The following is a 26,420-nucleotide window of genomic DNA, read 5'->3' as shown; positions in this document are numbered from 1 at the left end:
AAAGCATCATGTTTTTATTGCTAAGCACTAAGCTGCACGTTACAGTAGCGCCCCCAAATTACCTGATAGTTCACTTATGCACGCTGTTCAACGACTTCATCAATACCGTAAAAGCTTAAGCACAACGACCTATAAATCGAGAGGGCAACGAGTTATTCGTTGTGAGCTTTGTCGCTTGGCTAAACAGTTTTGTATTTGTTCATTAGCGCCAGAAGTGCAATCTAACGCCGGCTTTTTATTGCTGATGTACGATACGGAAGTATTAAAGCCAAGTAATACGGGTAAATTAATTGCCGATCTTATTCCTGATACCTTTGCTTTTTTATGGTCGAGAACCGAAGAAAACCCTGACGTTTTAGCCTTATTAGCCGATCCAAGTTGGCAGCCTATGATTGTATTTCCCAAAGCTTATGTCGGTGAAAATCGACAAGTGTTTGATAATGAAATAACACTTGAGTCAGGTAAGAGACCATTGTTTATTATGTTAGATGGTAGTTGGCGCGAAGCGAAAAAAATATTTCGCCGTAGTCCGTATTTGCAAAATCTACCAGTGGTGTCATTCACACCTAAAGCGCCTGAAAGTGAGTCAGAACTAAGTTCACGATATCAAATTCGTTTGGCGGCCAATAATACTGAATTAGCAACAGCAGAAGTTGCCGCACAAATTTTAGCCTTGGCAGGTGAGCAAACCAATGCCAATCTACTCGATTTATGGTTTGATGTTTTTAGTTATCAGTATCAACGTGGTGTTTGCCAAGAAAATAGAGGTAATCCAGGGGCAGTTGCCGATTACAAGGCTTTTACAAAACTTAATGGGATAACTATTGCTAGCGATAAGGTATAACAGCTAGCGGGTAAGAATTGGTTAATAGCTTTACTTTAAATGTATGAAAACACTGCAGCTTAAGTAAAACTAATTTATAATAACGCAGACAATAGCAATGAGGTTAATTTATGAAAATATGTGGTGTTGAGTTAAAAGGTAACGATGCAATAATTTGTATCATGTCAAAAGAAAATGGGTTGTACGACATACCTAAAACGCGCGTACAAAAAATTAGCCTTGTTGATGCTGGCGATGCCGAGCAAGTTCAATACTTCCAAGCAACTTTTGCTAAGCTGATGGAAGACTATAAAGTTGATAAAGTGGTTATTAAAGGGCGAGCTTTAAAAGGTAAGTTTGCTGGTGGCCCGGTCGGCTTTAAGTTAGAAGCAGCCATTCAGTTAATCAAAGATTTACCCGTTGAAATTTTAGCTGGCAGTTTCATTAAGAAAGCTTTAACGCGTAGTCAAATCGATATTGATTTTCGTGATACCGGCTTAAAGCAATATCAACAACAAGCTTTTGAAACCGTATTTGGTTTTTTTGAAGGTAGCTTATACCTTCAATAGGATTTATGTAACATATTAAAAAAGGGTCGCTAAATAGCGACCCTTTTTGTTTCAGTCAAATAGCTACTGCTATTATTTACTGGTTAAACCACGACGCTCAATTAGTGCCTCTACTTTTGGATCTTGGCCGCGAAAACGACGATACATTACGGTTGGATCATCTGTGCCACCACTTTCTAGCACATGCTTACGATAAAGATCAGCGGTTTTTTGATCAAATATGCCATTTTCTTTAAATGCTAACCAAGTGTCAGCATCATAAATATTAGACCAAATATAACCGTAATACCCCGCAGAATAACCGCCCGCGAAGATATGTGAGTAATAGCCGGTTCTGTATCTCGGCGCGATTTGCTCAATCAAGCCTATTTCTTTTACGACATTACTTTCGAATGCATTGGCATCTTGTAAATCTGCTGTTTCTAGTGAATGCCAGCTCATGTCAAGTAATGCGGCAGCAAGATACTCTGTCGTACCAAAGCCTTGGTTAAACTTACCTGATGCTTGAATTTTCTCGACTAACGCTTGAGGAATAACTTCACCTGTTTTGTAGTGCTTAGCAAAGTTTGCTAATACTTCTGGTTCAGTCATCCAGTTTTCCATTACTTGCGAAGGATATTCTACGTAGTCACGTGGTAGCGCAGTTCCCGTTTGTGAGCGATAGTAACCGTCGGACAATAAACCTTGAATCGCATGGCCAAACTCGTGGAATAAGGTTGATGCTTGATCAAAAGTCAGCAAGGTTGGTTGGTCGCCGATTGGGCGTGGGTAGTTCAACACATTGTAGATAATAGGTGTAACGTCTTCACCATTCATACGGTATTGTTTACGGAAACTGCTCATCCAAGCACCACCACGTTTACTTTTACGCACGTAATGATCAACCATGAAAATACCAATGTAGCTGTCGTCACGGTCATAAACTTCAAAAGTACGTACATCTTCATGATACTTAGGTAGATCATTACGCTCTTTAAAAGTAACACCCCAAAGTTTCTCAGCGGTATAGAAAACACCTTGCTGTGTTGCTTCTAATGAAAAGTAAGGTTTAGTTTCAGCGGCGTCAATATCGTAACGTTGTTTACGAATTTTCTCTGAATAGTACCACCAGTCCCAAGCGGCCACTTCAAATTTACCGCCTTCTGCATCGATCATTTTTTGAATGTCTGCTGTTTCTTCTTTAGCACGCTCAAGTGCTGCCGGCCAAACTTTATTTAATAATTCAAAAACATTTTCAGGTGTTTTTGCTGTCGCATTTTCAAGTACGAAGTGAGCGTGAGTTTTATAACCTAACAGCTGTGCTTTTTGGTAGCGTAGACTGGCCATTTCACTGGCAATGGCTTGGTTATTATTAGCATTATCATTGTTACCGCGCATGGTGTAACCCTTGTAAATGGTTTCACGAAGTTTGCGGTTTGTTGAATAGGTTAAGAATGGGTTTTTACTTGGTCTATGAGTGGTGAATACCCATTTGCCTTCATGGCCACGGGCTTTTGCGGTTTCTGCCGCAGCAGCGATAATATCATCAGGTAAACCAGCAAGATCTGCCTTATTATCAATAACCATTTCAAAGCCATTAGTTTCAGCCAATAAGTTTTCACCAAACTTTAGGCTAAGGCCACTAAGCTTTTCATTTAATTCACGCAGTTTTAATTTATCTGCATCATTAAGGTTTGCGCCGCCGCGAACAAAGCTTTTATAGGTTTTATCTAGCAGACGTTTTTGATCTGTGCGAAGTTCTAGCTGCTCTTTTCTATCATAGACTTGTTTAACACGTTGGAATAATGCGTCGTTAAGAGCAATATCATCACCTAAAGCTGAAAGCTTTGGTGATATCTCTTTCGCTATCGCACGCATTTCTTCATCAGACATCGAGCCTGTTAAACCATAAAAGGTATTACTAACTTTATTGAGAAAGTCGCCAGATTTTTCCATGGCGACAATAGTGTTCTCAAACGTTGGGCGAGACCGCACTTTAGTGATCGCGTCTATTTCAAGTTTATTTTGTTCAATGCCATGGTAGAAAGCAGGTAAATAGTCGCTTTTTTTAATTTTATCAAATGGTGGAATACCATAAGGCGTATCGTATTCAGCAAAGAATGGATTATTGGCGGTACTTGCTACTTTTTGTTCAACCTGAGCGACATTCGCTGTGGTGTTATTTTGTTGGCAGCCTGCTAAAGCAATCGCAATTGCAAGTGGCGCTAGATAACGAGTTTTCATTAAATTACCTTTTATTAGTATATCCTGGCGGATGACAAGGTTTATTTAATACGACACCTTAAAAGTATCGCATTAAGCTTGCATTGATTCTATGTTGTGCACGGTTCTGGTACAAGCGCTAAGCTTGGAAATTGGGATGAGCTGCCTAATATTGGCGTTAAGATATCATGACACTGAATTAGTTTGCGTTAAGTCTGATTAAGTTCTGTAAGCTTTATTCAAAGTAAAAATGAAGATTATTAGATTAGAGTTGATATTTGACGTTGGCAAAAATACAACTGTAAATATGAAAAAACTAGACAAAGTGAGTTGTTTTTTTGTACATTGAATTACGACTTTTCTCGTACTTTGTGGGTTTAGTTTTTATTTTCTGAAGTTAGCAGGTAGCTATATTGTAACTATAAATCGTTTTACAATACGTATTCAGGCATAGGGGCGTTGTGATGTTAAAGAGATTATATTGGCTTGTAGTCATATTTATGGCGATGACTATAGGCTGTTCAAGTGTTGAAAAAAATAATATAAAGAATAGTAGGGTTTCCTTAAATACAGCCTTATTCTCTTTAGAACCTGTTGTTTCTGAACAAGAGTTATTTTCTTTATCAAAGTCGCAACAACAAATGTTTCTGAAATTTTATCACTTACAAACAGCACAGGGGTATTTACCTCATGAAGCCGTTGAGCGCTTTTTACAAAGTAATCTTGGTAATTTTACTTATTACGGCAAAACTTATATAGCGAGTAAAGCAATGTCAGACAATAGTGGCAATTGCATGAGCTTAGCAATATTAACTACCGCGTTTTCTCGTTTAGTCGGTGTTGAAATGGATTATCGCAAAATGCACTCACTACCTATGTATGAAAAACATGGCAATGTGATTTTGTCGTCGAGTCATGTACAGTCACTGCTATATGATCCTAGTTTTATTCCAGAAGAAAATTATATTTACCTTAGTCGTCCAGCTATTGTCATTGATTACTTTCCACAAGAAGGCAACATTCGCTCTAAAACTGTCGATTCAATTCGTTTTCTTGCTATGTATTATGTAAACAAGGCGGCTGAATTTTATATTGAAAGTGATTTTAACTCTGCTTTTGCCTATGCTCAGAAGGCATATCAATTGGATGGTGCAAGTGCATCAGCGATGAATTTACTCGCCCTATTACATAAGAAAAAGGGCGATGACGCTACTGCGGAAAGTTTATATCTCGCTGCGATTTCAAGCTCTGATATTAATATTAGTGTTTTGGATAATTATGTTAATTTGCTGAAAAAGCAAAGTCGATTTGATAAGGCGAAAGAGATTAAGCAACGTATAGAGAATATCTACGATCCTAACCCTTATCATTGGTTAGAGAAGGCGCAGTTAGCAAGATATCAAAATGAATTGAAAGATTCAGTACGCTTCTACCGTAAAGCAATTAAACTTGCTCCGTATGTTAAACAGGCTTATCTAGAATTACATGAAGTGTATTTACTACAAGGCAAAAAATCGTTGGCGATAACGACATTACAACAATCTTTGCCTTGGCTACATGAGCCAAAGCAAAAACGTCAGTATAAGAAAAAACTTTATCAGCTAAGTGCCGCTATTTAGCTATTTCTTTTGTGGCAAGTTCTAAGCGTGGGTCAGTAATATCTGAGCTGGTTGATTTAAAGATAACTTGATTATGCTTATTAATAAAAAATGTTGTCGGTGTGCCCTTTACGCCATAGCGCATTGCAACCGCATCACCATTTACTGCTGTGATAAAGTTGTAGCCACGGGATGCTAATTCATCCTGTGGCAGTGCACCTTCATCTTCATTAAAACTTATGGCGACAATTTTAACGCCTTTATCTTTATACTTTTTTTCAAGCTCTACTAACTTTGGCTGTAACTTTTTACAATACGGGCACCATGTTGCCCAAAAATGTAAAATAACGGCTTGTCCTTGAAATTGGGCTAATGAAATATCTTCGCCTGACTGTGTTGTTAATTGCCAAGCGGGAGCAATAGGAGCTACTGCTGATTTATCAGATGTTTCAGCGCTGGCATATAACGATGCCAAGGTGAAGGTGATAAGAAAGATAAAAGTGACAACATTTTTTATTTTTGCAACGTTGCTATTCAAAAAGGTATTCAAAAAATTCACCATAAATAAATGATTGGATTAGTGAACTTGACCTGCCAATCATCTATCTGGTTTCAAATTAATTTTTATTTCTTTATTAAGGTTATTGATGATTGGCATCTGCTAATATTGCTTCTGCAGCTTTTGCGGCAATCATCATAGTCGGTGCATTGGTATTGCCGCTGATGAGTGTTGGCATAATAGAGGCGTCAACGACACGTAATTTATTTATGCCATGCACTTTGAGGTTATCGTCAACTACGGCAAGTTCGTCACTGCCCATTTTACAAGTGCCAACAGGGTGATAAATAGTATTGCATTTTTCTTTTAAAAACTCGTGAATATCTTGCTCTGACTGACAGCTATCATCAGGGAATATGTATTTAATGTGAGTGTTTGATAGCGGTGGTGTCGATAAAATATTTTTGGCGATCTTTACCCCTTTGATCATAGCGTCAATATCATCTTGGTGGTCGAGCATATTTAATTGAATGTGCGGGTGCTGGCTGATGCTATTGCTATTTAAGGTAACACTACCTCGGCTTTTAGGGCGCAGTAAACAAACATGTACCGCAATACCATAACTGCACAGCAGCTTATGATTTCTGCCATGGTCGTCCATAGCGGCAGGCACAAAATGCAACTGTAAATCAGGCTCTGTTAACGCGGGATCTGACTTGATAAAACCACCACTTTCTGCAACCACCGTGGTAAGTAGGCCCTGACGTTTAGTAAAGAATTTAAGTGCCTCTTTGGCTCCCCACCATAACGCCTTAGGTCGGTACGCCAATACTTCTGTACGCTGATGCTGGGCAACATTGAGAATATCAACATGGTCTTGTAAATTTTTGCCAACACCTTCAAGTTCATGAATGAGGGGAATATTGTGTTTATCTAATTCAGATTTTGGACCTACACCTGATAACATTAATATTTGTGGCGAATTAATTGCGCCAGCACTTAAAATAACTTCTTTATTAGCGATAATAGTATTTAATTTACCTTTATGTTTATAACTGACACCTGTAGTAGTTTTATTTTCGATAAGAATTTTTTCAACTTGCACTTGGGTGATAACGGTGAGATTTTCTCGATTTAGGTTAGGCGTTAAGAATGCTTTTGCCGCACTATGTCTTAGGCCATCTTTTTGTGTGACTTGAAAGTAACCAATACCTTCTTGTGTTGCGCCGTTAAAATCATCATTGGCAGGGTAGCCAGCGGTAATTGCTGATTGTATGAAGTCTTCATTAATCTCAGGTTTTGAAACGGAATCAGCAACATTTAATGGTCCATTTATCCCATGATATTCGTTCGCACCACGCTCTTGGTGTTCAAGTGCTTTAAAGTAGGGAAGAACTTCGTCATAACTCCAGCCTTGATTGCCTAAACTATGCCAATGATCATAATCTTGCTTTTGTCCTCGTACATAAAGCATGGCATTGATTGAGCTACTACCACCAAGTGTTTTTCCTCTTGGAGTAAAAATTTCACGATTGTTGAGTGTTTTTTCTTGATGGGAATTAAAATGCCAGTTTAAGGTGCGATCACGCATTAAACCAATAATACCGATGGGTAGGTGTATTAGCCAACTTTTGTCTTCTTTACCTGCTTCCAGTAAACAAACACTATAGTTACCGCAGGCTGATAATTTATCAGCTAATACACAGCCTGCAGAGCCACCACCAACAATTACATAATCAAACGTTTTCACACCAGTACCTTTATATTAACTTTTTATTATTATGGTCTTAACAAGTCAGACCACTATGATATAAAAGTACGCTTTATTCAAGTGTGAAACATATTATTGCGTAGCAGTATCCTTTATGTTTACTTGTTGAATATTACCATATTTGCCAACTATATCTTCTAGCTCGGAAGCTTTTCCTATGATAACCGTTTGTAAGTTTTCTTTAGGGAAGTACTTGCTGATAAGCTGCTGAGTTTTCGCAACCGTTAATGAGTTAACTTGCTGCTCAAAAGTATTAATGTAACTTTCATCAAAATTATAACTATACATTTGCCCTAATAAGTTACTTAAATCTTGTGAGGTTTCAAATTTTGGCGGGAACTTGCCTTTTACATAAGCTTTAGCTGACGCGAGTGTTTTTTCGTCTATGCCTTTTTGCCATAAACGATGATAGGTTTTTAATGCCAAATCAATTGCTTCAATTGTGGTGGCGGTTTTAGTAAAGCTGGAAATCGAAAAACTACCTGATTGACTATAGTTAGTGAAATTGCTTCTTGCGCCATAGGTTAGGCCAGAGTTCACTCGCAACTCATCATTGAGCCAAGACGTGAAACGCCCACCTAAAATAGTGTTAATGACCGAAATACCAACTAAATCAGGCGTGTTACGTGCAATACCGATACCGCTAATAGCAAATGTCGATTCGATAGCATCATCTTTGTTGACCAATAGCACTTTTGCTGAGGTGAGTGGTTTAGGTTGCACAATTTCCGTAGGTGTTAGCTTAGAATGATTTTTCCACGCTGAAAACAGTGATTTTATTTGCTGCAGCATGGCTTTACTTTGAAAATCTCCAACTATGACAATGGCACTATTGGCAGGTTGATACCATTGTTGGTGAAATGCTTTGACGTCATTTAAACTAATTTTTTCTATTGAATTAGTATCACCAGCAGTTATGGCATTATAGCTAGATTGTGCAAATACCATTTCTTTAACATAGTTGTTAATCACAGATTTTGGACTTTCTTGACTTTGCTCTAGCGCTAATAGGTGCTGCTTTTTCTTTTTATTAAATTCATCGTCGGCAAATTTTGGGGTTGTGATGATATCTTTAAGTAGTGCCAACATAACCTTTTGATCTTTCTTGGCAAAAGAACTTTCAAGGTACGACGATTCCGTCCCCGCAGATGCCGAAATAGTTGCACCAATAAAATCGACGGCTGAATTTATTTCAGCCTTTGATTTGTGCTTTGTACCTAATGGTAAACTCTCTGCGGTTAAATAGGCTAAGCCGGCAATTGAATCATTGATAGCTCCTGCTTTTACTACTATGTTGACGTCGATAAGTGGTACTTCATGTTGTTCCATTAAGTACACAGTTAAGCCATTGTCTAAGGTGATTTTTTGATACTCAGGTAAGGTATAGCTAGCACTTGCTTGCGCTGCGAAAAAAGTCATACATAGGCTAAATGTGGTGAATAAAAGGCTATAAATCCGCATCGTTAGAGTCCTTTTCTGAAGATAAAATACCGACGGTGCGGTTTGATTTTATAAGATATTGTTTAGCGACTCGTTGAATGTCTGCAATGGTCACTTTGTTATATTCCTCTGGCGCAGAAAATAATTTATTATAATCTCCAAAATACATTTCATATGAGCCTATGGTATTGGCTTTGCCATTGATGGTTGCCATAGTGCGATAAAAGTTTACCAGTTTTGTGTTCTTTACTTTTTCAAGCTCTTGCTCGGTGACACCATTTTTTATGATGTCATTGACTTCTTTGATCACAGATTTTTTCAATGCTTGAGCGCTAACGTCTTTAGCTGCAACGGCATAAATATAGAATAGGTTAGGATCAATGCTCTCTGGTAGGTATGTAAATAAGTCGCTGGCTATTTGTTGTTCATCTATGAGTGATTTATATAAACGTGAACTTTGGCCCGTCGCTAAAATGTCATTAAGAATATCTAACGCATAATAGTCTTGATGCTGCGTGTTTGGCACATGATAGGCAAACATAATGTTAGGTGTTGTGACTGACGCTTTATGAACGTAAACGGTGCGTTCTCCGTTTTGCTCAGGCTCTACGGTACGAACTTCCTGTGGTGCTGGTTGGGCAGGAATCGGTTCGAAGTATTTTTCAGCCAATTTTTTTACTTGTGCTGTGGTAACGTCACCAGCAATAACAACCACGGCATTGTTTGGCGCATAATAAGTTGCGTGATATTTTTTTAAGTCATCTAAGGTCCAATTTTCAATATCAGAGGCATGGCCAATGACTGACCAGCTGTATGGATGAGCTCTAAATGCCGAACCTTTGACTTCTTGCCAAATCGATCTAAAGTTTGAGTTTTCAAGGCCAGTTGTGCGCTCAGACGTTACTACGCCGCGTTCGCTTTCAACACTTTTTTCTTCAATCGCTAAGTTAGCAATACGATCTGCCTCTAAATCAAAAATAGTTTCTATTGCGTCTGTCGGAAACCAGTTGGTATAGACAGTAAGATTTTCACTGGTATAGGCATTATTTGAACCACCAGCAGCTTCCATGGTGCGATCAAACATTTTTGGACCATACTTTTCTGCGCCATTAAACATCATGTGTTCAAAAAAATGAGAAAGGCCGGTAATGCCGGGAACTTCGTTTCGAGATCCTACTTTCCAAAATAAATACATGTTAGCGTTTGGGATTGATTTATCCTCAAGAACGATAATTTTCATGCCATTTTTAAGGGTGAAGGTATTAACATCATCGGCAGTTGTTATTGCGTAACTTGTACTAGAAAAACACGAAATGAGCAGAGCCAATTGCACGACCGCCAATTTCAACTTAGTAAGATTCATAGGTTAACTCCAATTAGCCTATAGATAATTTTGAGATGTTAATGCTATGTTAATCAGGTGGGGTTATCAAGACGTTTGCCGAAAACGTATGTAAAAATAAGGTTTTATCCTGCAAGTACTATTTTTGGAAGACTTAGCTTGGTTGATAAAAAGGCTAAACTTTCGTTTAGCCTTTGGAAGTTGTTGTTGTGCTTAAGGTAAGCTGATTTTTCAAATTGCTCGTTTAGTTACTCTTACTTTAAACCAAGTACTTTTTTGCCTTGATTGAAAGTAATATCAACTGGAATATTTGCGGTTTCTAAGCTGGCTAAATCATTTGCTAAATCAGCTTTGATCACGCCACTTTCTGCAACAAGTTTATCAACACCGTCGTAATCGCCATTGCCCTGCAAAGTTAATATCAGCTCTGATAATGAGTCGATTGCCGCTGTCATTTTTTCAACATCCACTGTGTACAAGCCTTGCTCATTACGTGTAAAAGCGCCTTGCTCGGCAAAGTAGTTGAATCTGACCATGTTAGCTTTACCGTGTGCAGAGCTTGCGCCAAAACGCACAGAGCGGAATATACCGGTTAAGAACGTGGTGTAGTAGTCTTCTAAGGTCCCTTCAGTAATGACATTTTTAGCCAGTAACTGACGCACCATGTAAAGGCCTAAAATATCTGCTTTACCTTCCTCTAACGCTGAAGCATGTTCTTTTAATGATTGGCGCACGGTGCCTTGGTCATTAATGGTATTTTTAATGCCTAAGCCGTGGGCAACTTCATGGAACATGGTATTGGCGAAGAATGCCGTGAAAGTCACATTTTTACGTTGTTCTGGCACGATCAACGTTTCAGCAATAGGTGTCATAATGGCGTCAAATTTTGCACGCATGGCATTTTTAAGTTGTAAACGACGAGTACCTTTCTTTAATTGCACTTCTTCATCATTTGGCAAGTTAATGGCGATGGTTTTGCCGCCAGCATTTGAATGTCCGGCATAATAAATAACATCATAGGCGTTTAAGTCAGCATCAGAGCCAGGAACTTCTGCTTTATACTTTTTACTAACAGGTAGTCCGCGCTGCAATTCAGGTAAGTATTCTGCATATTTAGCGAGCTTTTCGCTCCAAGACATATCTTTGATCAGGACATAGGACTCAAATGCCGCGCGATAGCCAAATAATTGATCTTCATAGGTTTCAATAGGACCAATAACAATATCAATAGGGTTGTTTTTCATGTCCATCCAGGCGAAATCTGATGCTTGGAAGTCGTCACTACGTAATGCTTTAGCACGCATATCAAGATAAGCCGAAAATTCTTTGTCGTCAGCAAAGGTTGCTGCTTTTTCAAGAATAACCGCAATGCGATTGATTTCATCAGCATAAGCTTCTGAAAACGCAATGGTGCTTAGTTGGCCATTTTCATTACGACGTACGAGCGAATATAAACCATTTTTATCTTCGAATGTCGCTTGCTCAAACTCAGCCTTAGTCATGTCAGCTGGGTAAAATTGTGCGCCGTGGCTTTTTTCTGCGGTATTGCTTAGAAAAGCTTTGTCACCATTTAAACGATCCCAAGGACCATAATTGATACGGGCAAACTCACGGACCTTTTCATCGCTGATAGAAGCTAGAAAACTTGCTTTGTCTTGGCCGAATGCTTGTTGCCAGAAAAGGTTGTCTATGATATCTGATGCTTCAATTAGCAGTGATAACATTTGCTTTTGGTTGTCAGATAAATGGGACAAGTCTGCGCTCAATGTCACCGTTTTATAGATGTCTAAACGATTTTGATATTCGGGAAGTAAGTTAACAGCTGAAGATTTTGTCGGTTTATTATTGTCACCACAAGCTGATAGGGCACCTGCAACGAGTAGCATAGATGCAATTTTTGAAAGTTTCATGTCTAGTCTCTCTTAATAAATACCGGCTAGAGACTAACAAAACCACTGACAAGCGCAAGGTCTTAGATCAATAAAAACGATGGTTGGATGTTTTTTAGATATAAAAAAACCGGCAAAAGCCGGTTTTTTAATTCTTTACAAAAATTAAAGCGCTTTGATAGCAGCGTTTAAACGGCTCTTGCTACGAGCAGCTTTATTTTTGTGAATAAGACCTTTGCTTGCATAACGATCGATAATCGGTGCAGCAGCAGCAAATTCTGTAGATGCTTTTTCTTTGTCACCGGCTTCGATAGCAGCAATTACTTTTTTAAGTAAAGTGCGCATCATTGAGCGACGGCTTGCATTGTGTTGACGGCGCTTTTCAGATTGTAATGCGCGCTTCTTAGCAGACTTTGAGTTAGCCAAGGTGAACTCCTAAAATTGAATAAATATAGCCTAAATTTAAGGCGACGAAATATGCCTGTTTTTAACTGGTTTGTCAAACAATTTACTGCTTTAATTTGACAGTTCGGATAATTACCCGTTGTATAAATAAAACCAATGCGCGCATTCTAAAGTTTTTAATTGGAAGTTGGAAGTAAAACTCTTCTGTTAATGCTATTAAATGCTTGTTTCTCAAATCATATAGGCCGCATAATATAGTGTGGTACTAATAATTCGCTTATATTCAACAGGCCTAACGCTAGTACGCGCTAAAAAATTAAAAATACTACTAAAGATATTGATGAAATAGGGTTGAGTCGTTTGAGTAAAAAACTAATTAAGTCAGGAATTATTGTCAGCGCGATGACCTTAATTTCACGAGTTCTTGGCTTGGTGCGCGATATTATTATTGCCAATGTTATGGGGGCTGGCGCGTCGGCGGATGTGTTTTTCTTTGCCAATAAAATTCCTAATTTTTTCCGTCGTTTATTTGCTGAAGGGGCATTTGCCCAAGCTTTTGTGCCTGTGTTAAGTGAATATCATACCATCGATGAAGAACAGGGACGTAATGACACCCGTAAACTTATTGCCCAAGTATCAGGTACTTTAGGTGTTATTATCACGCTAGTGACTTTATTTGGCATGATTGCCTCGCCACTCTTTGTTGCACTATTTGGTTTTGGCTGGTTTTTAGATTGGATAAATGACGGACCTGACAGTGGAAAGTTTGATCTAGCCAGTACATTGTTAAAAATAACTTTTCCTTACCTTTGGTTTGTCAGTATTACCGCTTTGTCGGGTGCTATTTTAAATACTTATGGCCGTTTTGCAGTTTCAGCGTTTACGCCAGTGTTACTTAATGTCGGTATTATTGCTTGTGCCGTTTATTTAGCGCCCGTGATGGACGACCCTGCTTTTGCCTTAGCTTGGGGGGTCTTTCTAGGTGGCTTTATTCAATTTGCTTTTCAGATCCCATTTCTTTACCGAGCAGGAGCATTAGTCAAGCCAAAGTGGGCGTGGCATGCGCCCGGTGTTACTAAAATTCGTAAGCTAATTATTCCCGCTTTGTTTGGTGTTTCAGTGACGCAAATTAATTTATTACTCGATACCATTATTGCCAGTATGTTGATCACCGGCTCCATCAGTTGGTTGTATTACGCTGACCGATTATTAGAATTCCCGCTAGGGCTATTTGGTATTGGTATTGCAACGGTAATACTACCGAACTTGTCAAAACTGCATACTAAAAAAGATAACCAAGAGTTTGGCGATACCATTGATTGGGGACTGAGAATTGTGTCTTTATTTGGCTGGCCAGCGCTTGCCGGTTTAATGGTACTTGCTCAGCCGATCATTATGGTGTTGTTTATGCGCGGTGAGTTTGATCAAGTTGAGGTGATACAAGTTTCATATGCATTATTTGCCTATCTTACGGGTTTGTTGAGCTTTATGTTTATTAAAGTACTGGCGCCTGCGTACTATTCGCGTCAAGACACTAAAACACCCGTTAAAATAGCCATTAAAGCTATGGTGGCAAATATGGCGTTCAACCTCATGTTGGCGCCATTTTTTGGCTACGTTGGCTTAGCAATTGCAACAACCTTGTCGGCAACATTAAATGCCATGATGCTTTATCATGGCCTAAAAGCCGCCAATGTTTTTCAACTATCGAGGAAAACTTGGTGGTTTATTGCTCGCTTGATTTTTTCCGCGGCTGTTATGGCATTAGTGGTCTACTACTTGTCGCCAACATTTGAAAATTGGCTATCGCTAAGTTTCATTGAGCAAGTAGTGAAACTTATTATTTGTATTACTGCCGGTATGCTTAGCTATTTTGTATGTTTGTTATTACTCGGTATTCGAATTTCTGATATAAAAATCAGGCAAAATAACTCGCACTAAGGGCTGATTCTTGCTGCTGACTGAGATATAATTCGCCAGTTTTTATTCTTTTATGATTTTGTCGATAGCTCGTGAGTGTTGGCAGTAGGGTTTATTAGATTCATGCAATTAACACGTGGCATTCACAATATGCAGATTAATGACGATAAAAGTCGTCAGGGATGTGTATTAACCATAGGCAATTTTGATGGGGTGCATTTAGGGCATCAGCAAGTGGTTTCAGCTCTCGTTAGCAAAGCCAAAGAGCTTAATTGTGAGGCAGCAGTTTTAGTATTTGAACCACAACCGCAAGAGCTGTTTTCACCCGAAACTGCACCAGCAAGACTGTGTCGATTACGCGATAAATATGCATTATTGAAAAACTTAGGTGTTGATCGATTAATTTGTATCAATTTCAATAAAAAATTTGCTAGTCTAAGCGCCGAAATATTTATTGAAGAATTATTGGTAAAACGATTAGCAATAAAGCACTTGATCGTTGGTGATGATTTTCATTTTGGTAAAAACCGCCAAGGCAATTTTTCGATGTTAAAAGTTGCTGGAGAAAAACTTGGCTTTTCAGTAACCGATACCGCTAGCCATAAACTTGCAGGCTGTAGAATAAGCAGCACCGCAATAAGAGAGAGATTAGAGCAAGACGATTTAGCCGCTGCAGAAGTTATGCTAGGGCGTGCTTACTCAATTATTGGCAAAGTATTTCACGGTGATAAACGTGGCCGTGAAATGGGCTTTCCAACCGCGAACATAAGATTAAAGCGTCGTGTATCTCCGGTATCAGGAGTATATGCGGTGCAGGTTAAAAGCCAGTTTGGTCGCCACTTTGGTGTTGCTAATATTGGCTCTAGACCAACCGTTGCAGGAATTAGGCAACAATTAGAAGTACATATTTTTGATTTTGATAACAATTTGTACGGTGAAGTTATTGAGGTAGTGATGTTAAAAAAACTACGTAATGAACAAAAGTTCAACTCATTAGCCGAATTAACCCAACAAATTGCTATAGATACAGAACAAGCCCGCACCTATGTGCAAAAGCTAACTTGAATGATGTTAAGTTAGAAAAATAAGACAAACCGACGCTTTAGTGACTACGACAACGGATATTTATTTTAATGAGTGATTACAAACAAACCCTAAATTTGCCAGCAACTTCTTTTGCGATGAAAGGAAATATGGCGAATCGTGAACCAAATATGCTAAAAGAATGGGCTGAAAAAGATTTATACGGCCAAATTCGTGCGGCTAAAAAAGGTAAGAAATCATTTATTTTGCATGACGGCCCTCCGTATGCAAATGGTAATATTCATATTGGTCACGCGGTTAATAAAATCCTTAAAGACATCATCATTAAAGCGAAAACTTTATCTGACTATAACGCACCTTATGTGCCGGGGTGGGATTGTCACGGCTTACCTATTGAATTAATGGTAGAGAAAAAAGTCGGTAAACCTGGTCATAAAGTTTCTGCTAGTGTCTTTCGTGAAAAATGTCGTGAATACGCGGCTAAACAAGTTGATGGTCAACGTGATGACTTTAAACGCTTGGGGGTTTTTGCGGATTGGGACAAGCCATACCGTACTATGGATTTTGACACCGAAGCTAATATTATCCGCTCACTAAGTAAAATTGCTGAGAATGGTCATTTGCACCAAGGCTTTAAACCTGTGCATTGGTGTACTGATTGTGGCTCATCTTTAGCGGAAGCTGAAGTAGAATATAAAGATAAACAATCACCAGCCATTGATGTGAAGTTTACTGTTGTAGACCAAAGCGTTGCTGATAAATTTGATCACCCAGAAAATCATCAGGGTGAAGGTGATATTTCGGTTGTGATTTGGACAACGACACCATGGACGCTGCCAGCAAACCGTGCGGTTTCATTACATGCTGATGTTGAATATACCTTAGTACAATGTGAAACAGAACAGGGCAAAGAACGCTTGATTTTGGCGTCAGACTTGGTGACTTCATGTATGGATCGCTTTGGTATTACTAAGTATCACGCGTTAGGTTTTTGTAAAGGTGCTGAATTAGATTTAGTACAACTTCAACACCCATTTTATGACTTTACCGTGCCGGTTATTTTAGGTGAGCATGTAACTACTGATTCAGGTACAGGTTGTGTGCATACCGCACCTGGTCACGGTGTAGAAGATTTTGAGGTTGGCAAACTTTACAACTTAGAAGTGGCTAATCCGGTTGGCGCGAATGGTGTTTATTTAGATGATACTGAATTGTTTGCTGGTCAGCATGTATTTAAAGCTAATGCCAATGTTGTTGAAACTTTAAAAGAACACGGCAAGCTCGTGCATCATCATGCCTTAGAACATTCTTACCCACATTGCTGGCGCCATAAAACGCCATTAATTTTCCGTGCAACGCCACAGTGGTTTATTAGCATGGACAACAAAGGCTTGCGTAAAGACTCGCTTAACGAGATTGAAAAAACACAGTGGATCCCTGATTGGGGTCAACGCCGTATTGAGTCTATGGTTGAAGGTCGTCCTGATTGGTGTATTTCACGCCAACGTACCTGGGGCGTGCCAATGGCATTATTTATCCATAAAGATACCGGCGCATTGCACCCGCGTAGCATTGAATTAATTGAAACCGTTGCAAAACGTGTGGAAGCAAAAGGCATTCAAGCATGGTTTGACTTAGAAGCGGCTGAACTAATTGGTGATGACGCGCAAGAATACGTTAAAGTTGCTGATACCTTAGATGTTTGGTTTGACTCTGGTACAACCCATTACTCAGTGATTAATGCCCGTGAAGAATTTGATGGCATTGCTGACTTATACCTAGAAGGTTCAGATCAACATCGTGGTTGGTTCATGTCGTCAATGATTTCTTCAGTGGCAATGACTAGCCAAGCACCATATAAGCAAGTGCTAACTCATGGTTTTGTGGTTGACGCTAAAGGTCACAAAATGTCTAAGTCATTAGGCAATGTTATCACGCCAAAAGAAATTACTAATACTTTAGGTGCTGATATTTTGCGTTTATGGACAGCATCAGTTAACTACACGCAAGAAATTACTGCGGGTGATGAAATATTTAAGCGTCAAGCGGATGCTTATCGTCGTATTCGTAATACTTCACGCTTTTTACTATCAAATCTTAATGGCTTTGATCCGAAAACGGATTCAATTGCTTTTGATGATATGGTGGCACTTGATCGCTGGGCTGTTGATAAAGCCGCGCAGTTACAAGCAGAAATTATTGCCGCATATGATGAATATGAATTTCATGTAGTAGTACACAAGTTAATGAACTTTTGTACTACTGAACTTGGTGGTTTCTACTTAGATATTATTAAAGACCGTCAATATACAGCGAAAGAAGACAGTGTTGCTCGTCGCTCTTGTCAAACGGCAATGTACTTAATTGCAGAGGCAATGACGCGTTGGATGGCACCGATTTTGTCATTTACTGCACAGGAAATTTGGCAAGCGTTGCCAACACTAGCAGGTGAAGCTCGTGAAGAATTTGTTTTCACCGGTGTTTGGTTTGACGGTTTACCAAAGTCTTCGACAACCAGTGTTTTAAATAATGATTACTGGAACGAGATTTTGTTAGTGCGTACCGAAGTAAATAAAGCACTAGAAAATGCTCGTAAAGAGAAGCAAGTGGGTAAAGCACTTGAAGCTGCGGTTACTTTATATGCTACAGCCGATTTAGCTGAGAAAATTCAGCAATTAGGTGAAGAATTACGCTTTGTACTAATTACCTCTAAAGCGACCGTTGAAATAGTTGAAAGTGCGCCAGCAGATACACTAGCAACGGAAGTTGAAGGTTTGTGGTTAACCGTTGCTCCAGCAGAAGGTGCTAAGTGTGATCGCTGTTGGCATGTAACTGAAGATATTGGCCAAAATGAGCAACACCCTGACCTTTGTGGTCGTTGTATTACCAACGTTGATGGTGAAGGTGAAGTACGTCAATTTGCTTAACACTGGTAGTGGCAATATGAAGTAATGATAAAACGTGCAGCACTTTAGTAGAGTCTGCACGTTTTCTAGTATTGGCAGAAGAGAATAAGCGTTAAAAGCGCAGAGAATATAAGAGAAATTATTTATCTATGAAAAGTTTATTTACTGAAACTGGATTACGCTGGCTATGGTTAACGATTATTTGTTTAATTGCCGATCAGGTAACGAAACAGTTGGTTGCTAATAATATGGACTTGTATCAATCAATTGATATATTACCTTTTTTTAACATTACGTATGTTCATAACCCAGGCGCGGCTTTTAGCTTTTTAGCAGATCAAGGTGGCTGGCAACGTTGGTTTTTTACCGCAATTGCCGCCATTGCTAGTATTGTTTTTATTGTTTGGCTGGCGAAAACACCTAAGCAGCAATCATTACTTTCCGTTGCGTTTGCGTTAATGTTAAGTGGTGCGGTTGGTAATTTAATCGATCGCGTATTGTTTGGTTATGTTATCGACTTTCTTGATTTTTATGGCTTTGGTTATCATTTTCCAGCATTTAATATCGCAGATTCTATGATTTTTATCGGTGCGGCATTAATGATCTTAGATTCATTTAAAAATGGTGAACCGAATAACAACGCAAAAAAAATTAATTCTTAAAGAGATTTTTATGACAAATTTAGTAACGGCTGCTTCTGAAATTATCGCCCATATCACCATGAAGTTATCAGATGGCTCTGCGGCAGATAGCACCAAAGTAAATAAAAAACCAGCAAAAATTATCATGGGGGATGCCAGTATTTCTCCAGCATTTGAAGCGCAATTGGTTGGTATGAAAGCTGGTGAAAGCAAAGAATTTACACTGGCGGCAGTTGATGCCTTTGGTGAACCATTGCCTGAAAATATTCACTATATGGATATCAGCAAGTTTAGTGAAGAAGCACCAGCAAAAGTTGGTAATATTATTACCTTTACGCAACCGGGTGGTGTTGAGTTGCCGGGCATGATAAAAGATGTTTCAGGAAGTTCAGTTACAATAGACTTCAATCATCCTTTGGCGGGTCAAGAAGTGACTTTTGTCATTGATGTTGTTGAAATTAAATAGCGAATAGCGGCAGGTATCAGATGGAAATTATTTTAGCTAATCCTCGTGGCTTTTGCGCCGGTGTTGACCGAGCCATTAGTATTGTTGACCGAGCGCTTGATTTATTTGAGGCGCCTATTTATGTGCGTCATGAAGTGGTACATAACAAATTTGTTGTTAATGGTTTAAAAGACCGTGGCGCGGTATTTGTTGATGAACTCGTTGAGGTACCCGATGACAGCACGGTTATATTCAGTGCACATGGCGTTTCAAAAGCAGTGCGTAATGAAGCCAAGTCACGTGGTCTAAAAGTATTTGATGCCACTTGCCCGTTGGTAACAAAAGTGCATATGGAAGTATCACGTACAAGTCGTAAGAATATTGAATGCATTTTAATCGGACATGCTGGTCACCCTGAGGTTGAGGGAACTATGGGCCAATATGAAAGCGAAGAAGGTGGCATTTATTTGGTTGAATCAGCTGAAGATGTTGCCTCATTGGTAATAAAGGATCCAGAGAAACTCTACTATTGTAGCCAAACAACTTTATCGGTTGATGATACTAGTGATGTTATCGATGCTTTGAGAGAAAAATTCCCATTGATCCAAGGACCTCGCAAAGACGATATTTGCTATGCCACTCAAAACCGACAAGATGCCGTTCGCTCGATTGCCGAGCAAGTTGAATTATTATTGGTTGTTGGCGCAAAAAATAGCTCAAACTCAAATCGTTTACGAGAACTGGCAGAAAAAATAGGCACAACATCTTATTTGATTGATACCGCTGCTGATATTGATATCAGTTGGCTTGATAAGGTGGCAAAAGTTGGTGTTACTGCTGGCGCATCGGCACCTGCTATTCTCGTGCAACAGGTTATTAGTGCGTTGAAATCCTTTGGTGGTCAAGAGGTTATCGAGTATCCTGGGCGAGAAGAAAATACCGTATTTGCGGTGCCGATAGAATTACGTTAGTCTTAACTAATAGATTATTTGCAACTATATTTTATTAAAGTATGTTTTTTAGCATGAGTTTTTTGCTAATTTATAGTTGTAAATTTATAACTTTCTACTAATTTATTTGGTTGTATCGGGAAAGTTACTGGTAATATTTTGCTAAAGGTATGGGTTAATGCTGTTCACAAAAGTGATTTTTAACACATATAAAGACTGGGTAAGTAGTGCTGTCTACACTCGCTGTAAGAGTGCCCTTTTCTCCAATATTAGTCGGATGTTTAATCACAACCAATCCCGTTCTATTTTAGCTTTTTTCTTATTCGTATTTAAAGGGAGATTAAATATTGAATAATTCAACTCTGCGCGCTCGTGCCCATAAGCCATCTTTAAATAATGGCCTTACTTTTATCGAAGTACTTGTTGCTGTTTTTATTTTAGTTACTGGCATACTTGGTGCTGTTGCAATGCAGGCTTCAGCTAAAAAAGGCAGCTTTGATGCCATGCAACGTTCTGTTGCTTCCGCGTTGGCACAAGATATCATTGAACGTATGCGCAGTAATGACCCTTCTGCACTTGCCGGATACGCCCGTACAGATTATGGCGAAACCTTAGATGATGTACCCGATGAACGCTGTAATACCTTAGCAGGTATCTGTAGTGCCGCTGAAATGGTGATTAATGACAGATATGAATGGGAATTGTCGCTGATGGGAGCGGATGTAGTAAATGATGGCAATAATCTTGCTGGCTTGGTTGGCGTAAGAGGGTGTATCAGCCAAAATTTAAATGCCGTTACTGTCGTCATCAGCTGGGAAGGGCGAACAGAAATAGCCGATGCAGTAAAGGATGATTGTGGTACCGCAGGCGATAAAAGACGTCAATTAATTGTTGAGGCATTTATAAATTAGTATGAATAATCAACGTGGTTTCACCTTAGTCGAAATATTTATTTCTCTGGCCGTCGGTTTAGCGTTATTTGCTGGCGTACTTAGTGTTTTTGTTGGTATGAAAACAACAACAACAGAAACCGCAACTTATGGTGAATTACAAGAAAATGGTCGTTTTGCCTTAAGTATTTTGACTGAGGATTTACTTAAGCAAGATTTTTGGGGTGACTACAGCGGTAGTTTAGACTTTTCGATGCTGACTTCTGTACCGGGTGCACCGGGCACAGAATGTAATGGCGAGGGGTTAAACAACGGTACATTTCCAATCGCCACAGGTCACTTTAGAACCTTGTGGGGGCAGACGATTGCCGCGGCATCGGTTATGGGGTGTATCGACGATGCTAAAACTACATCAGATATTCTGCAATTAAAGCGTGCTATTTCTCAGCCACTAACAGCGACAACAAATGACAACTATTATATTGTTGCCAATTTAAGTGGAGCTGAAATTTTTACCGGCACCGACATTCCTGAAGTCACGAATAGCCAAGTCTGGGAATATCAACACCATATTTACTATGTTAGGGAAGAAGCACAAGGCACTAATACCGTGCCTGTTTTGATGCAGGGACGGCTAACAACTAATATGACCTTTGATCCTATTATCGATGGTATTGAAATGATTCGCTTTATGTATGGTATTGATAGTGACGCCGAAGGAAGTGCCGGTTACGGGATTGTTGATGCCTTTGTCTCGGCGGCTAATATGACAGATACGCAGTGGGATAATGGTAATAACAATAGAATTATTGCCGTGCGTATTTATGTTTTGGCGCGCAGCATTTTACCTGATAATAAATATACAAACACCAATACCTATCGTTTAGGTGATTTAGATGTGACCTATAATGATAATTACCGCCGTTTATTATTTAACTCAACGGTAACGCTATATAACGCTGGAGTAGACTCATGGTAAGTGAAAATAAACCTTTAAGTCAAAATGTCACGGCTTTTAAAAAGCAACAAGGTGTTGTCTTAATTGTCTCACTGGTTTTTCTTATTTCGTTAACCGCTGTTGCTGCCGCGTTAATGCAAAATACGACATCTGATATTAAAATGTCGGGGGCTAGTGAAGAAAAGGTTGTTGCCACACAAGAGACGATAAGTGCTAGCGATGAAGTCATGTTCAGACAAATTAATGGTGGCACTGGAAATAATGCCTTTGCCTCCGCTTTAGTAAACTTTCCTCTTACGGTAACCGATACCTTAACAAAAACGAATACCCATAGTAATACCACGGCAAATATTGAGATTGCCAATAATGACCTTGAACTCGAGCCTGATTGCCCCCACTCCAGATCAGCCTCTTCAGCTCAAGTTTTTACTTGCAATGTTTTACGTGTGCAAGTAGTTCGTAAGTACGGACGAACAAATGCCAATGAAGTAGAAGTTAATACCGGTGTAGCCCAACAACTTTTACGATAACCCTTGGTGTTTCTGCTAAATACTGGAGTAGCACAATGAAAAAATTATTGGCTTTAAGCCTATTGTTATTAATATCTGCCACATCTTTTAGTGAGGATATTGAACTTTATGTGAGTGAGGCGGTGAAACTTGCCAGTAAGAAGACGCAAGTTCTGATCATATTCGATAATTCAGGGAGTATGGGAACCGAGCTTTCTGTTAATGAAGATTATAACCCTGACACGGTTTATCCTGCGCTTGGTAGCGACAATTCTTTGGATGAACGTTTTATCTATTTTACCAAGGGCGGCTCAGATGGTGTCGGTTTACCTGTGCCTGATAATAATGAATCACGTCGTTTTTTGGATGCCATCAATAGTTGTGAAACTGCGCGAGCTATATTGGCTGAGACCGGTTTTTATAATGGCCATATTAGAGAATATAGCATTAAAGGGAACTCCGGAAGTTGGAATGAAATACCAGACAATAATGGTGCTAATATCGAAATCATCGATTGTGAAGATGATGTGCTTGCCGCCGACCCGACTAATATAGCGTCATTGCCTCCAGGTTATCCGATTAATTACGCTGGAGACAAAAAAAATCCTATTTATCACACAACAGATATCGTTGCCTCAAATGTAGAATGGTCAGGCGAGTTAGTTACTCTTTATACTGATAATTATTTAAGGTGGCATCACGGTGAAGATATCGCCCAAACATTGAAAAGCCGTATGGATATTGCCAAAGACAGTATCACTAAAGTTGTTCAAGCGGCGCCGTCGATTGATTTTGGCCTACAGGTATTTAATTATGATGACGGTGATGCTGCTAATGATCCTAATGGTGGCCGAATAGTTTTTGGCATTCAAGAGATGACAGATGCTAGTGAAACGGTATTTTTGGATATAGTTAACAACCAACTAATAGCCAAAACTTGGACACCTTTATGTGAAACTTTATATGAGGCGCAGCAATACTTTGCCGGGAAAAATGTTGATTTTGGTGATGATGATGAAAGCCAAGGGCAAGGTTATACAAAAAATAAGCCGCCACGTGATACTGATATTGAAAGTGGCGGAAGCTATTTAACGCCTTTTGATTCCTGTAGCAGTAAAGCCTTTGTTATTTTAATTACTGATGGCGTACCTTCATACGATAACGGTGCCGATAGTAAAATATCAGCTTTATCAACAGTTGAAGATGGTACAACGATTAATTTTACTGGCTCAAAGTTTAAAGTTTCAGACCCCGACGCAGATAAACCATGGGAGTCAAATAATAATTACTTAGCTGCTGTTGCTGAGTGGATGTATGAAAATGATATCAATACTAATTTGGAAGGTAAGCAAACGGTAGAAACTTATACCATAGGCTTTAGTGAAGGGGCAGCAGATGCTGCGCCGCTATTAAAAGAAACCGCCAGACTTGGTGGTGGAGCTTATTATAGTGCGGCTGATAGTGTTCAGCTTACCGCCGCCCTTTTAAATGCTTTAGAGAACTTAGAACCCAGCAATGATAGCTTAACATCGGCTTCAGTTGCGGCAAATAACTTTGATCGTACAGAAACATTAAATTCTGTTTATTACGCTATGTTTCAACCCGAAAATGGTCCTCGCTGGCAAGGTAACTTGAAAAAATATAAAGTTGTTAATGGTGAGCAGGTCGGTAAACATACTAAGGCAGCTCTTGATCCAGATACTGGCCACTTCTCTGAAGAGGTAACGAGCTTTTGGTCACCTGATAATGCCAAAGACGGTGATGTGGTAAGTGAAGGCGGCGTGGCAGAAATGCTCAGAAACAAAACAGATAGGGTTATTTATAGTGATATTGGTACCGATAGCGCGCTCGCATTACTAACAGAAACACAAGCTGAAACCTCTTTTGGTGGTAGTGATGTACTTGCCACTGAAATGGATGTTCATGAGGATGATGTTGGGGACTACCTGGACTGGGCGATGGGCAAGAACGTTGATAATGTCAAAATTGAAGACGACTCAATTCCTGAAATGCGCCCAGATGTTTTTGCCGACCCTCTGCACTCTAAGCCGTTAGTGATAAATTATGGTACCAGTATTAGGGTGGTTATTGGCACCAATGCCGGTGCTTTGCATATGTTTGAAGATAACGGCACAACGGTTGATGAAAATTGGGCTTTTATGCCGAAAGAGTTCTTTAAAAATATTAAGCCACTTAGAGAAAACTATTCAACGGCAGAAAAAATATATGGTGTTGATGGCAATATTACGTCCTACGTGCAGGATAAAAATGGTGACGGTGTTATAAGTGGCACCGATAAGGTGTGGGTGTTTTTTGGATTGCGCCGTGGTGGTACATCCTATTATGCGCTTGATATCAGTAACCCAAACTCACCGAGTAAGCTCTGGCATATAAATAATGCTTCAACAGGTTTTAGTGAATTGGGACAGTCTTGGTCTCAGCCTAAGGTCGGCTATTCTAAACTTAATGTTTCAGGATCAGGCGATAGCAAAGTAGCGAATCCGGTGCTGTTTTTTGGTGGTGGTTACGATGAGCTAAAAGATGGTAGCTCACTTAGCGCTCTTGATAGTAGTGGTAGAGCAATCTATATGGTCGATGCCGCTACAGGGACATTAAAATGGAGTCTAGCGCCTGAAAATGCAACGACAACATTTGCCGGCATAGATAGTATTCCATCCAGTATAGCTTTATTAGATAGTGATGGTGATGGTTTAACTGATCGACTATATGCTGGCGATACTGGCGGTAATGTTTGGCGCGTAGATATGCCAAGTGATACTCCAAGTGATACTGATGATCCGTGGACCGTATTTAAGTTAGCAGAATTAGGTGGTAGCACAGACTCAACCGACTTACGCTTTTTTAATGAACCTTCGATTGTACGTACATTTATCAGCGAAACGATTGCCACTGAAGTTGTCGAAGACGGTGAAACAACAATAATTTATAGTCATCAAGAAAAGCCATACGATGCAGTATTATTGGGAAGTGGTGACAGGTCCAACCCTATTGGTACTGACACCAATGATACTTTCTTTATGATTAAAGATGACAATATTAAAACGCAGTCCTTTTACAGCAGTGCTGAGCCGACAATACCAAGTGCGATAACGAAAAGCGGCTTGTATAATTATACCGATAATCCCTTTGAACAAACTATGACGACGCAACAGCGCGATATATTAGCTGCTAACGTTAGTGATAAGTCTGGCTGGTATATTAATCTTGAAGATGCAGGCGAGAAAAGTACCGCAGAAGCCATTGTCATCAATGGCGTGGTCTATTTTACATCATTTGTGCCACCGAATTTAGATCCTGATATTGTTCATTGTGAACAGCCTAATGGTACAGGCTATTTATATGCTGTTGACCTAGCATTGGGTACCAGCGTTTATAACTGGGATGAAGATAATCCTGATGCGGATCTAGAACGTCGAGTAGAAATTAGTGAACAATTTTTAGGTGCGCCTACCTTGATTGTGGTGCCAGAAGATGATGGTGACGACAGCACTGATGATGATGCCACTGGTAATATCATTGTCGGTCGAGAAATTATCCCGGTTGGCTTTACGCTGCAAACCATGCGCACCTATCTTTATATTGCGGAGTAATGATGAAA

The 26,420-nt window shown here is 39.5% G+C and carries 20 protein-coding genes; 13 read left to right on the top strand and 7 right to left on the bottom strand.

Annotated elements, in window-relative coordinates:
* Positions 1–76 precede the first annotated feature (76 nt).
* Positions 77–844 (top strand): tRNA-uridine aminocarboxypropyltransferase, encoded by a 768-nt coding sequence (locus AC27JP_RS00160; protein ID WP_487111377.1) that lies wholly within the window; start codon positions 77–79, stop codon positions 842–844.
* Between the two features lie 110 nt (positions 845–954).
* Positions 955–1,392: a DUF3010 family protein gene (locus tag AC27JP_RS00155; RefSeq protein WP_487111375.1), complete on the top strand. Its 438-nt coding sequence runs from the start codon at positions 955–957 to the stop codon at positions 1,390–1,392.
* Between the two features lie 72 nt (positions 1,393–1,464).
* Here AC27JP_RS00155 and AC27JP_RS00150 read toward each other — a convergent pair whose 3' ends face one another.
* A complete protein-coding gene (locus tag AC27JP_RS00150) occupies positions 1,465–3,615 on the bottom strand; it encodes a M3 family metallopeptidase (RefSeq protein ID WP_487111374.1) in 2,151 nt (716 codons plus the stop codon).
* Between the two features lie 443 nt (positions 3,616–4,058).
* On the opposite strand from AC27JP_RS00150, the gene AC27JP_RS00145 reads away from it, so the two are divergent.
* Entirely contained in the window at positions 4,059–5,213 is a 1,155-nt protein-coding gene (locus tag AC27JP_RS00145) for a tetratricopeptide repeat protein (RefSeq protein WP_487111373.1), read from the top strand.
* Here the strand turns inward: AC27JP_RS00145 and AC27JP_RS00140 are convergent.
* The 6 genes from AC27JP_RS00140 to rpsT form a co-directional block, all read right to left on the bottom strand.
* The gene (locus tag AC27JP_RS00140) at positions 5,206–5,742 is read right to left on the bottom strand and encodes a TlpA family protein disulfide reductase (protein ID WP_487111371.1); all 537 of its coding nucleotides are present in this window, start codon (positions 5,740–5,742) and stop codon (positions 5,206–5,208) included. The two genes, AC27JP_RS00145 and AC27JP_RS00140, sit on opposite strands and share 8 nt — an antisense overlap.
* 91 nt (positions 5,743–5,833) lie before the next feature.
* Entirely contained in the window at positions 5,834–7,441 is a 1,608-nt protein-coding gene (locus tag AC27JP_RS00135; protein WP_487111369.1) for a GMC family oxidoreductase, read from the bottom strand.
* Positions 7,442–7,534: 93 nt separating this feature from the next.
* Positions 7,535–8,881, bottom strand: coding sequence for a M16 family metallopeptidase (locus AC27JP_RS00130; protein WP_487111368.1), 1,347 nt, complete (start codon positions 8,879–8,881; stop codon positions 7,535–7,537).
* 28 nt (positions 8,882–8,909) lie between these two features.
* Positions 8,910–10,250: a M16 family metallopeptidase gene (locus AC27JP_RS00125; protein ID WP_487113388.1), complete on the bottom strand. Its 1,341-nt coding sequence runs from the start codon at positions 10,248–10,250 to the stop codon at positions 8,910–8,912.
* A gap of 248 nt (positions 10,251–10,498) precedes the next feature.
* On the bottom strand, positions 10,499–12,154 hold the full coding sequence (locus AC27JP_RS00120; protein WP_487111367.1) for a dipeptidyl-peptidase 3 family protein: 1,656 nt from the start codon (positions 12,152–12,154) through the stop codon (positions 10,499–10,501).
* A 144-nt stretch (positions 12,155–12,298) separates the two neighbouring features.
* Positions 12,299–12,559, bottom strand: coding sequence for a 30S ribosomal protein S20 (gene rpsT, locus AC27JP_RS00115; RefSeq protein ID WP_487111366.1), 261 nt, complete (start codon positions 12,557–12,559; stop codon positions 12,299–12,301).
* Positions 12,560–12,898: 339 nt separating this feature from the next.
* Here rpsT and murJ point away from each other — a divergent pair, with 339 nt between their 5' ends.
* The 10 genes from murJ to AC27JP_RS00065 all read left to right on the top strand — a co-directional run bounded on the left by murJ (position 12,899) and on the right by AC27JP_RS00065 (position 26,412).
* Positions 12,899–14,479 (top strand): murein biosynthesis integral membrane protein MurJ, encoded by a 1,581-nt coding sequence (gene murJ, locus AC27JP_RS00110; protein WP_487111365.1) that lies wholly within the window; start codon positions 12,899–12,901, stop codon positions 14,477–14,479.
* Positions 14,480–14,581: 102 nt separating this feature from the next.
* The gene (gene ribF, locus AC27JP_RS00105; protein WP_487111364.1) at positions 14,582–15,523 is read left to right on the top strand and encodes a bifunctional riboflavin kinase/FAD synthetase; all 942 of its coding nucleotides are present in this window, start codon (positions 14,582–14,584) and stop codon (positions 15,521–15,523) included.
* Positions 15,524–15,591: 68 nt separating this feature from the next.
* Entirely contained in the window at positions 15,592–18,429 is a 2,838-nt protein-coding gene (ileS, locus tag AC27JP_RS00100; protein ID WP_487111362.1) for an isoleucine--tRNA ligase, read from the top strand.
* Positions 18,430–18,557: 128 nt separating this feature from the next.
* On the top strand, positions 18,558–19,070 hold the full coding sequence (gene lspA, locus AC27JP_RS00095; RefSeq protein ID WP_487111360.1) for a signal peptidase II: 513 nt from the start codon (positions 18,558–18,560) through the stop codon (positions 19,068–19,070).
* A 10-nt stretch (positions 19,071–19,080) separates the two neighbouring features.
* Positions 19,081–19,515 carry an FKBP-type peptidyl-prolyl cis-trans isomerase gene (fkpB, locus tag AC27JP_RS00090; protein WP_487111358.1) on the top strand — a complete coding sequence of 145 codons (435 nt, stop codon included), beginning with the start codon at positions 19,081–19,083 and terminating at the stop codon, positions 19,513–19,515.
* 20 nt (positions 19,516–19,535) lie between these two features.
* Positions 19,536–20,465, top strand: coding sequence for a 4-hydroxy-3-methylbut-2-enyl diphosphate reductase (ispH, locus tag AC27JP_RS00085; protein WP_487111356.1), 930 nt, complete (start codon positions 19,536–19,538; stop codon positions 20,463–20,465).
* 326 nt (positions 20,466–20,791) lie between these two features.
* Positions 20,792–21,355, top strand: a complete 564-nt coding sequence (gene pilV / locus AC27JP_RS00080) for a type IV pilus modification protein PilV (protein WP_487111354.1) — start codon at positions 20,792–20,794, stop codon at positions 21,353–21,355.
* 1 nt (position 21,356) lies between these two features.
* A complete protein-coding gene (locus AC27JP_RS00075) occupies positions 21,357–22,313 on the top strand; it encodes a PilW family protein (RefSeq protein ID WP_487111352.1) in 957 nt (318 codons plus the stop codon).
* Positions 22,307–22,822 carry a pilus assembly PilX family protein gene (locus AC27JP_RS00070; RefSeq protein WP_487111350.1) on the top strand — a complete coding sequence of 172 codons (516 nt, stop codon included), beginning with the start codon at positions 22,307–22,309 and terminating at the stop codon, positions 22,820–22,822. The genes AC27JP_RS00075 and AC27JP_RS00070 overlap by 7 nt, the downstream gene beginning before the upstream one ends.
* A 35-nt stretch (positions 22,823–22,857) precedes the next feature.
* Positions 22,858–26,412, top strand: coding sequence for a pilus assembly protein (locus AC27JP_RS00065; RefSeq protein ID WP_487111349.1), 3,555 nt, complete (start codon positions 22,858–22,860; stop codon positions 26,410–26,412).
* Positions 26,413–26,420 lie beyond the last annotated feature (8 nt).

The organism is Colwellia sp. SU-HH01172 (assembly GCF_057553355.1).
Note: the sequence above shows the minus strand (reverse complement) of the source record. Positions and strands in the feature narration are given on the sequence as shown.

What these genes read in the sequence shown, in the direction of transcription:
- AC27JP_RS00160 (WP_487111377.1), top strand. Translation starts at nt 77, where the DNA reads ATGCACGCTGTTCAACGACTTCATCAATACCGTAAAAGCTTAAGCACA.
- AC27JP_RS00155 (WP_487111375.1), top strand. Translation starts at nt 955, where the DNA reads ATGAAAATATGTGGTGTTGAGTTAAAAGGTAACGATGCAATAATTTGT.
- ribF (WP_487111364.1), top strand. Translation starts at nt 14,582, where the DNA reads ATGCAATTAACACGTGGCATTCACAATATGCAGATTAATGACGATAAA.
- lspA (WP_487111360.1), top strand. Translation starts at nt 18,558, where the DNA reads ATGAAAAGTTTATTTACTGAAACTGGATTACGCTGGCTATGGTTAACG.
- AC27JP_RS00130 (WP_487111368.1), bottom strand. Translation starts at nt 8,881, where the DNA reads ATGACTTTTTTCGCAGCGCAAGCAAGTGCTAGCTATACCTTACCTGAG.
- ispH (WP_487111356.1), top strand. Translation starts at nt 19,536, where the DNA reads ATGGAAATTATTTTAGCTAATCCTCGTGGCTTTTGCGCCGGTGTTGAC.
- fkpB (WP_487111358.1), top strand. Translation starts at nt 19,081, where the DNA reads ATGACAAATTTAGTAACGGCTGCTTCTGAAATTATCGCCCATATCACC.
- AC27JP_RS00070 (WP_487111350.1), top strand. Translation starts at nt 22,307, where the DNA reads ATGGTAAGTGAAAATAAACCTTTAAGTCAAAATGTCACGGCTTTTAAA.
- AC27JP_RS00075 (WP_487111352.1), top strand. Translation starts at nt 21,357, where the DNA reads ATGAATAATCAACGTGGTTTCACCTTAGTCGAAATATTTATTTCTCTG.
- AC27JP_RS00150 (WP_487111374.1), bottom strand. Translation starts at nt 3,615, where the DNA reads ATGAAAACTCGTTATCTAGCGCCACTTGCAATTGCGATTGCTTTAGCA.
- AC27JP_RS00145 (WP_487111373.1), top strand. Translation starts at nt 4,059, where the DNA reads ATGTTAAAGAGATTATATTGGCTTGTAGTCATATTTATGGCGATGACT.
- AC27JP_RS00120 (WP_487111367.1), bottom strand. Translation starts at nt 12,154, where the DNA reads ATGAAACTTTCAAAAATTGCATCTATGCTACTCGTTGCAGGTGCCCTA.
- AC27JP_RS00065 (WP_487111349.1), top strand. Translation starts at nt 22,858, where the DNA reads ATGAAAAAATTATTGGCTTTAAGCCTATTGTTATTAATATCTGCCACA.
- ileS (WP_487111362.1), top strand. Translation starts at nt 15,592, where the DNA reads ATGAGTGATTACAAACAAACCCTAAATTTGCCAGCAACTTCTTTTGCG.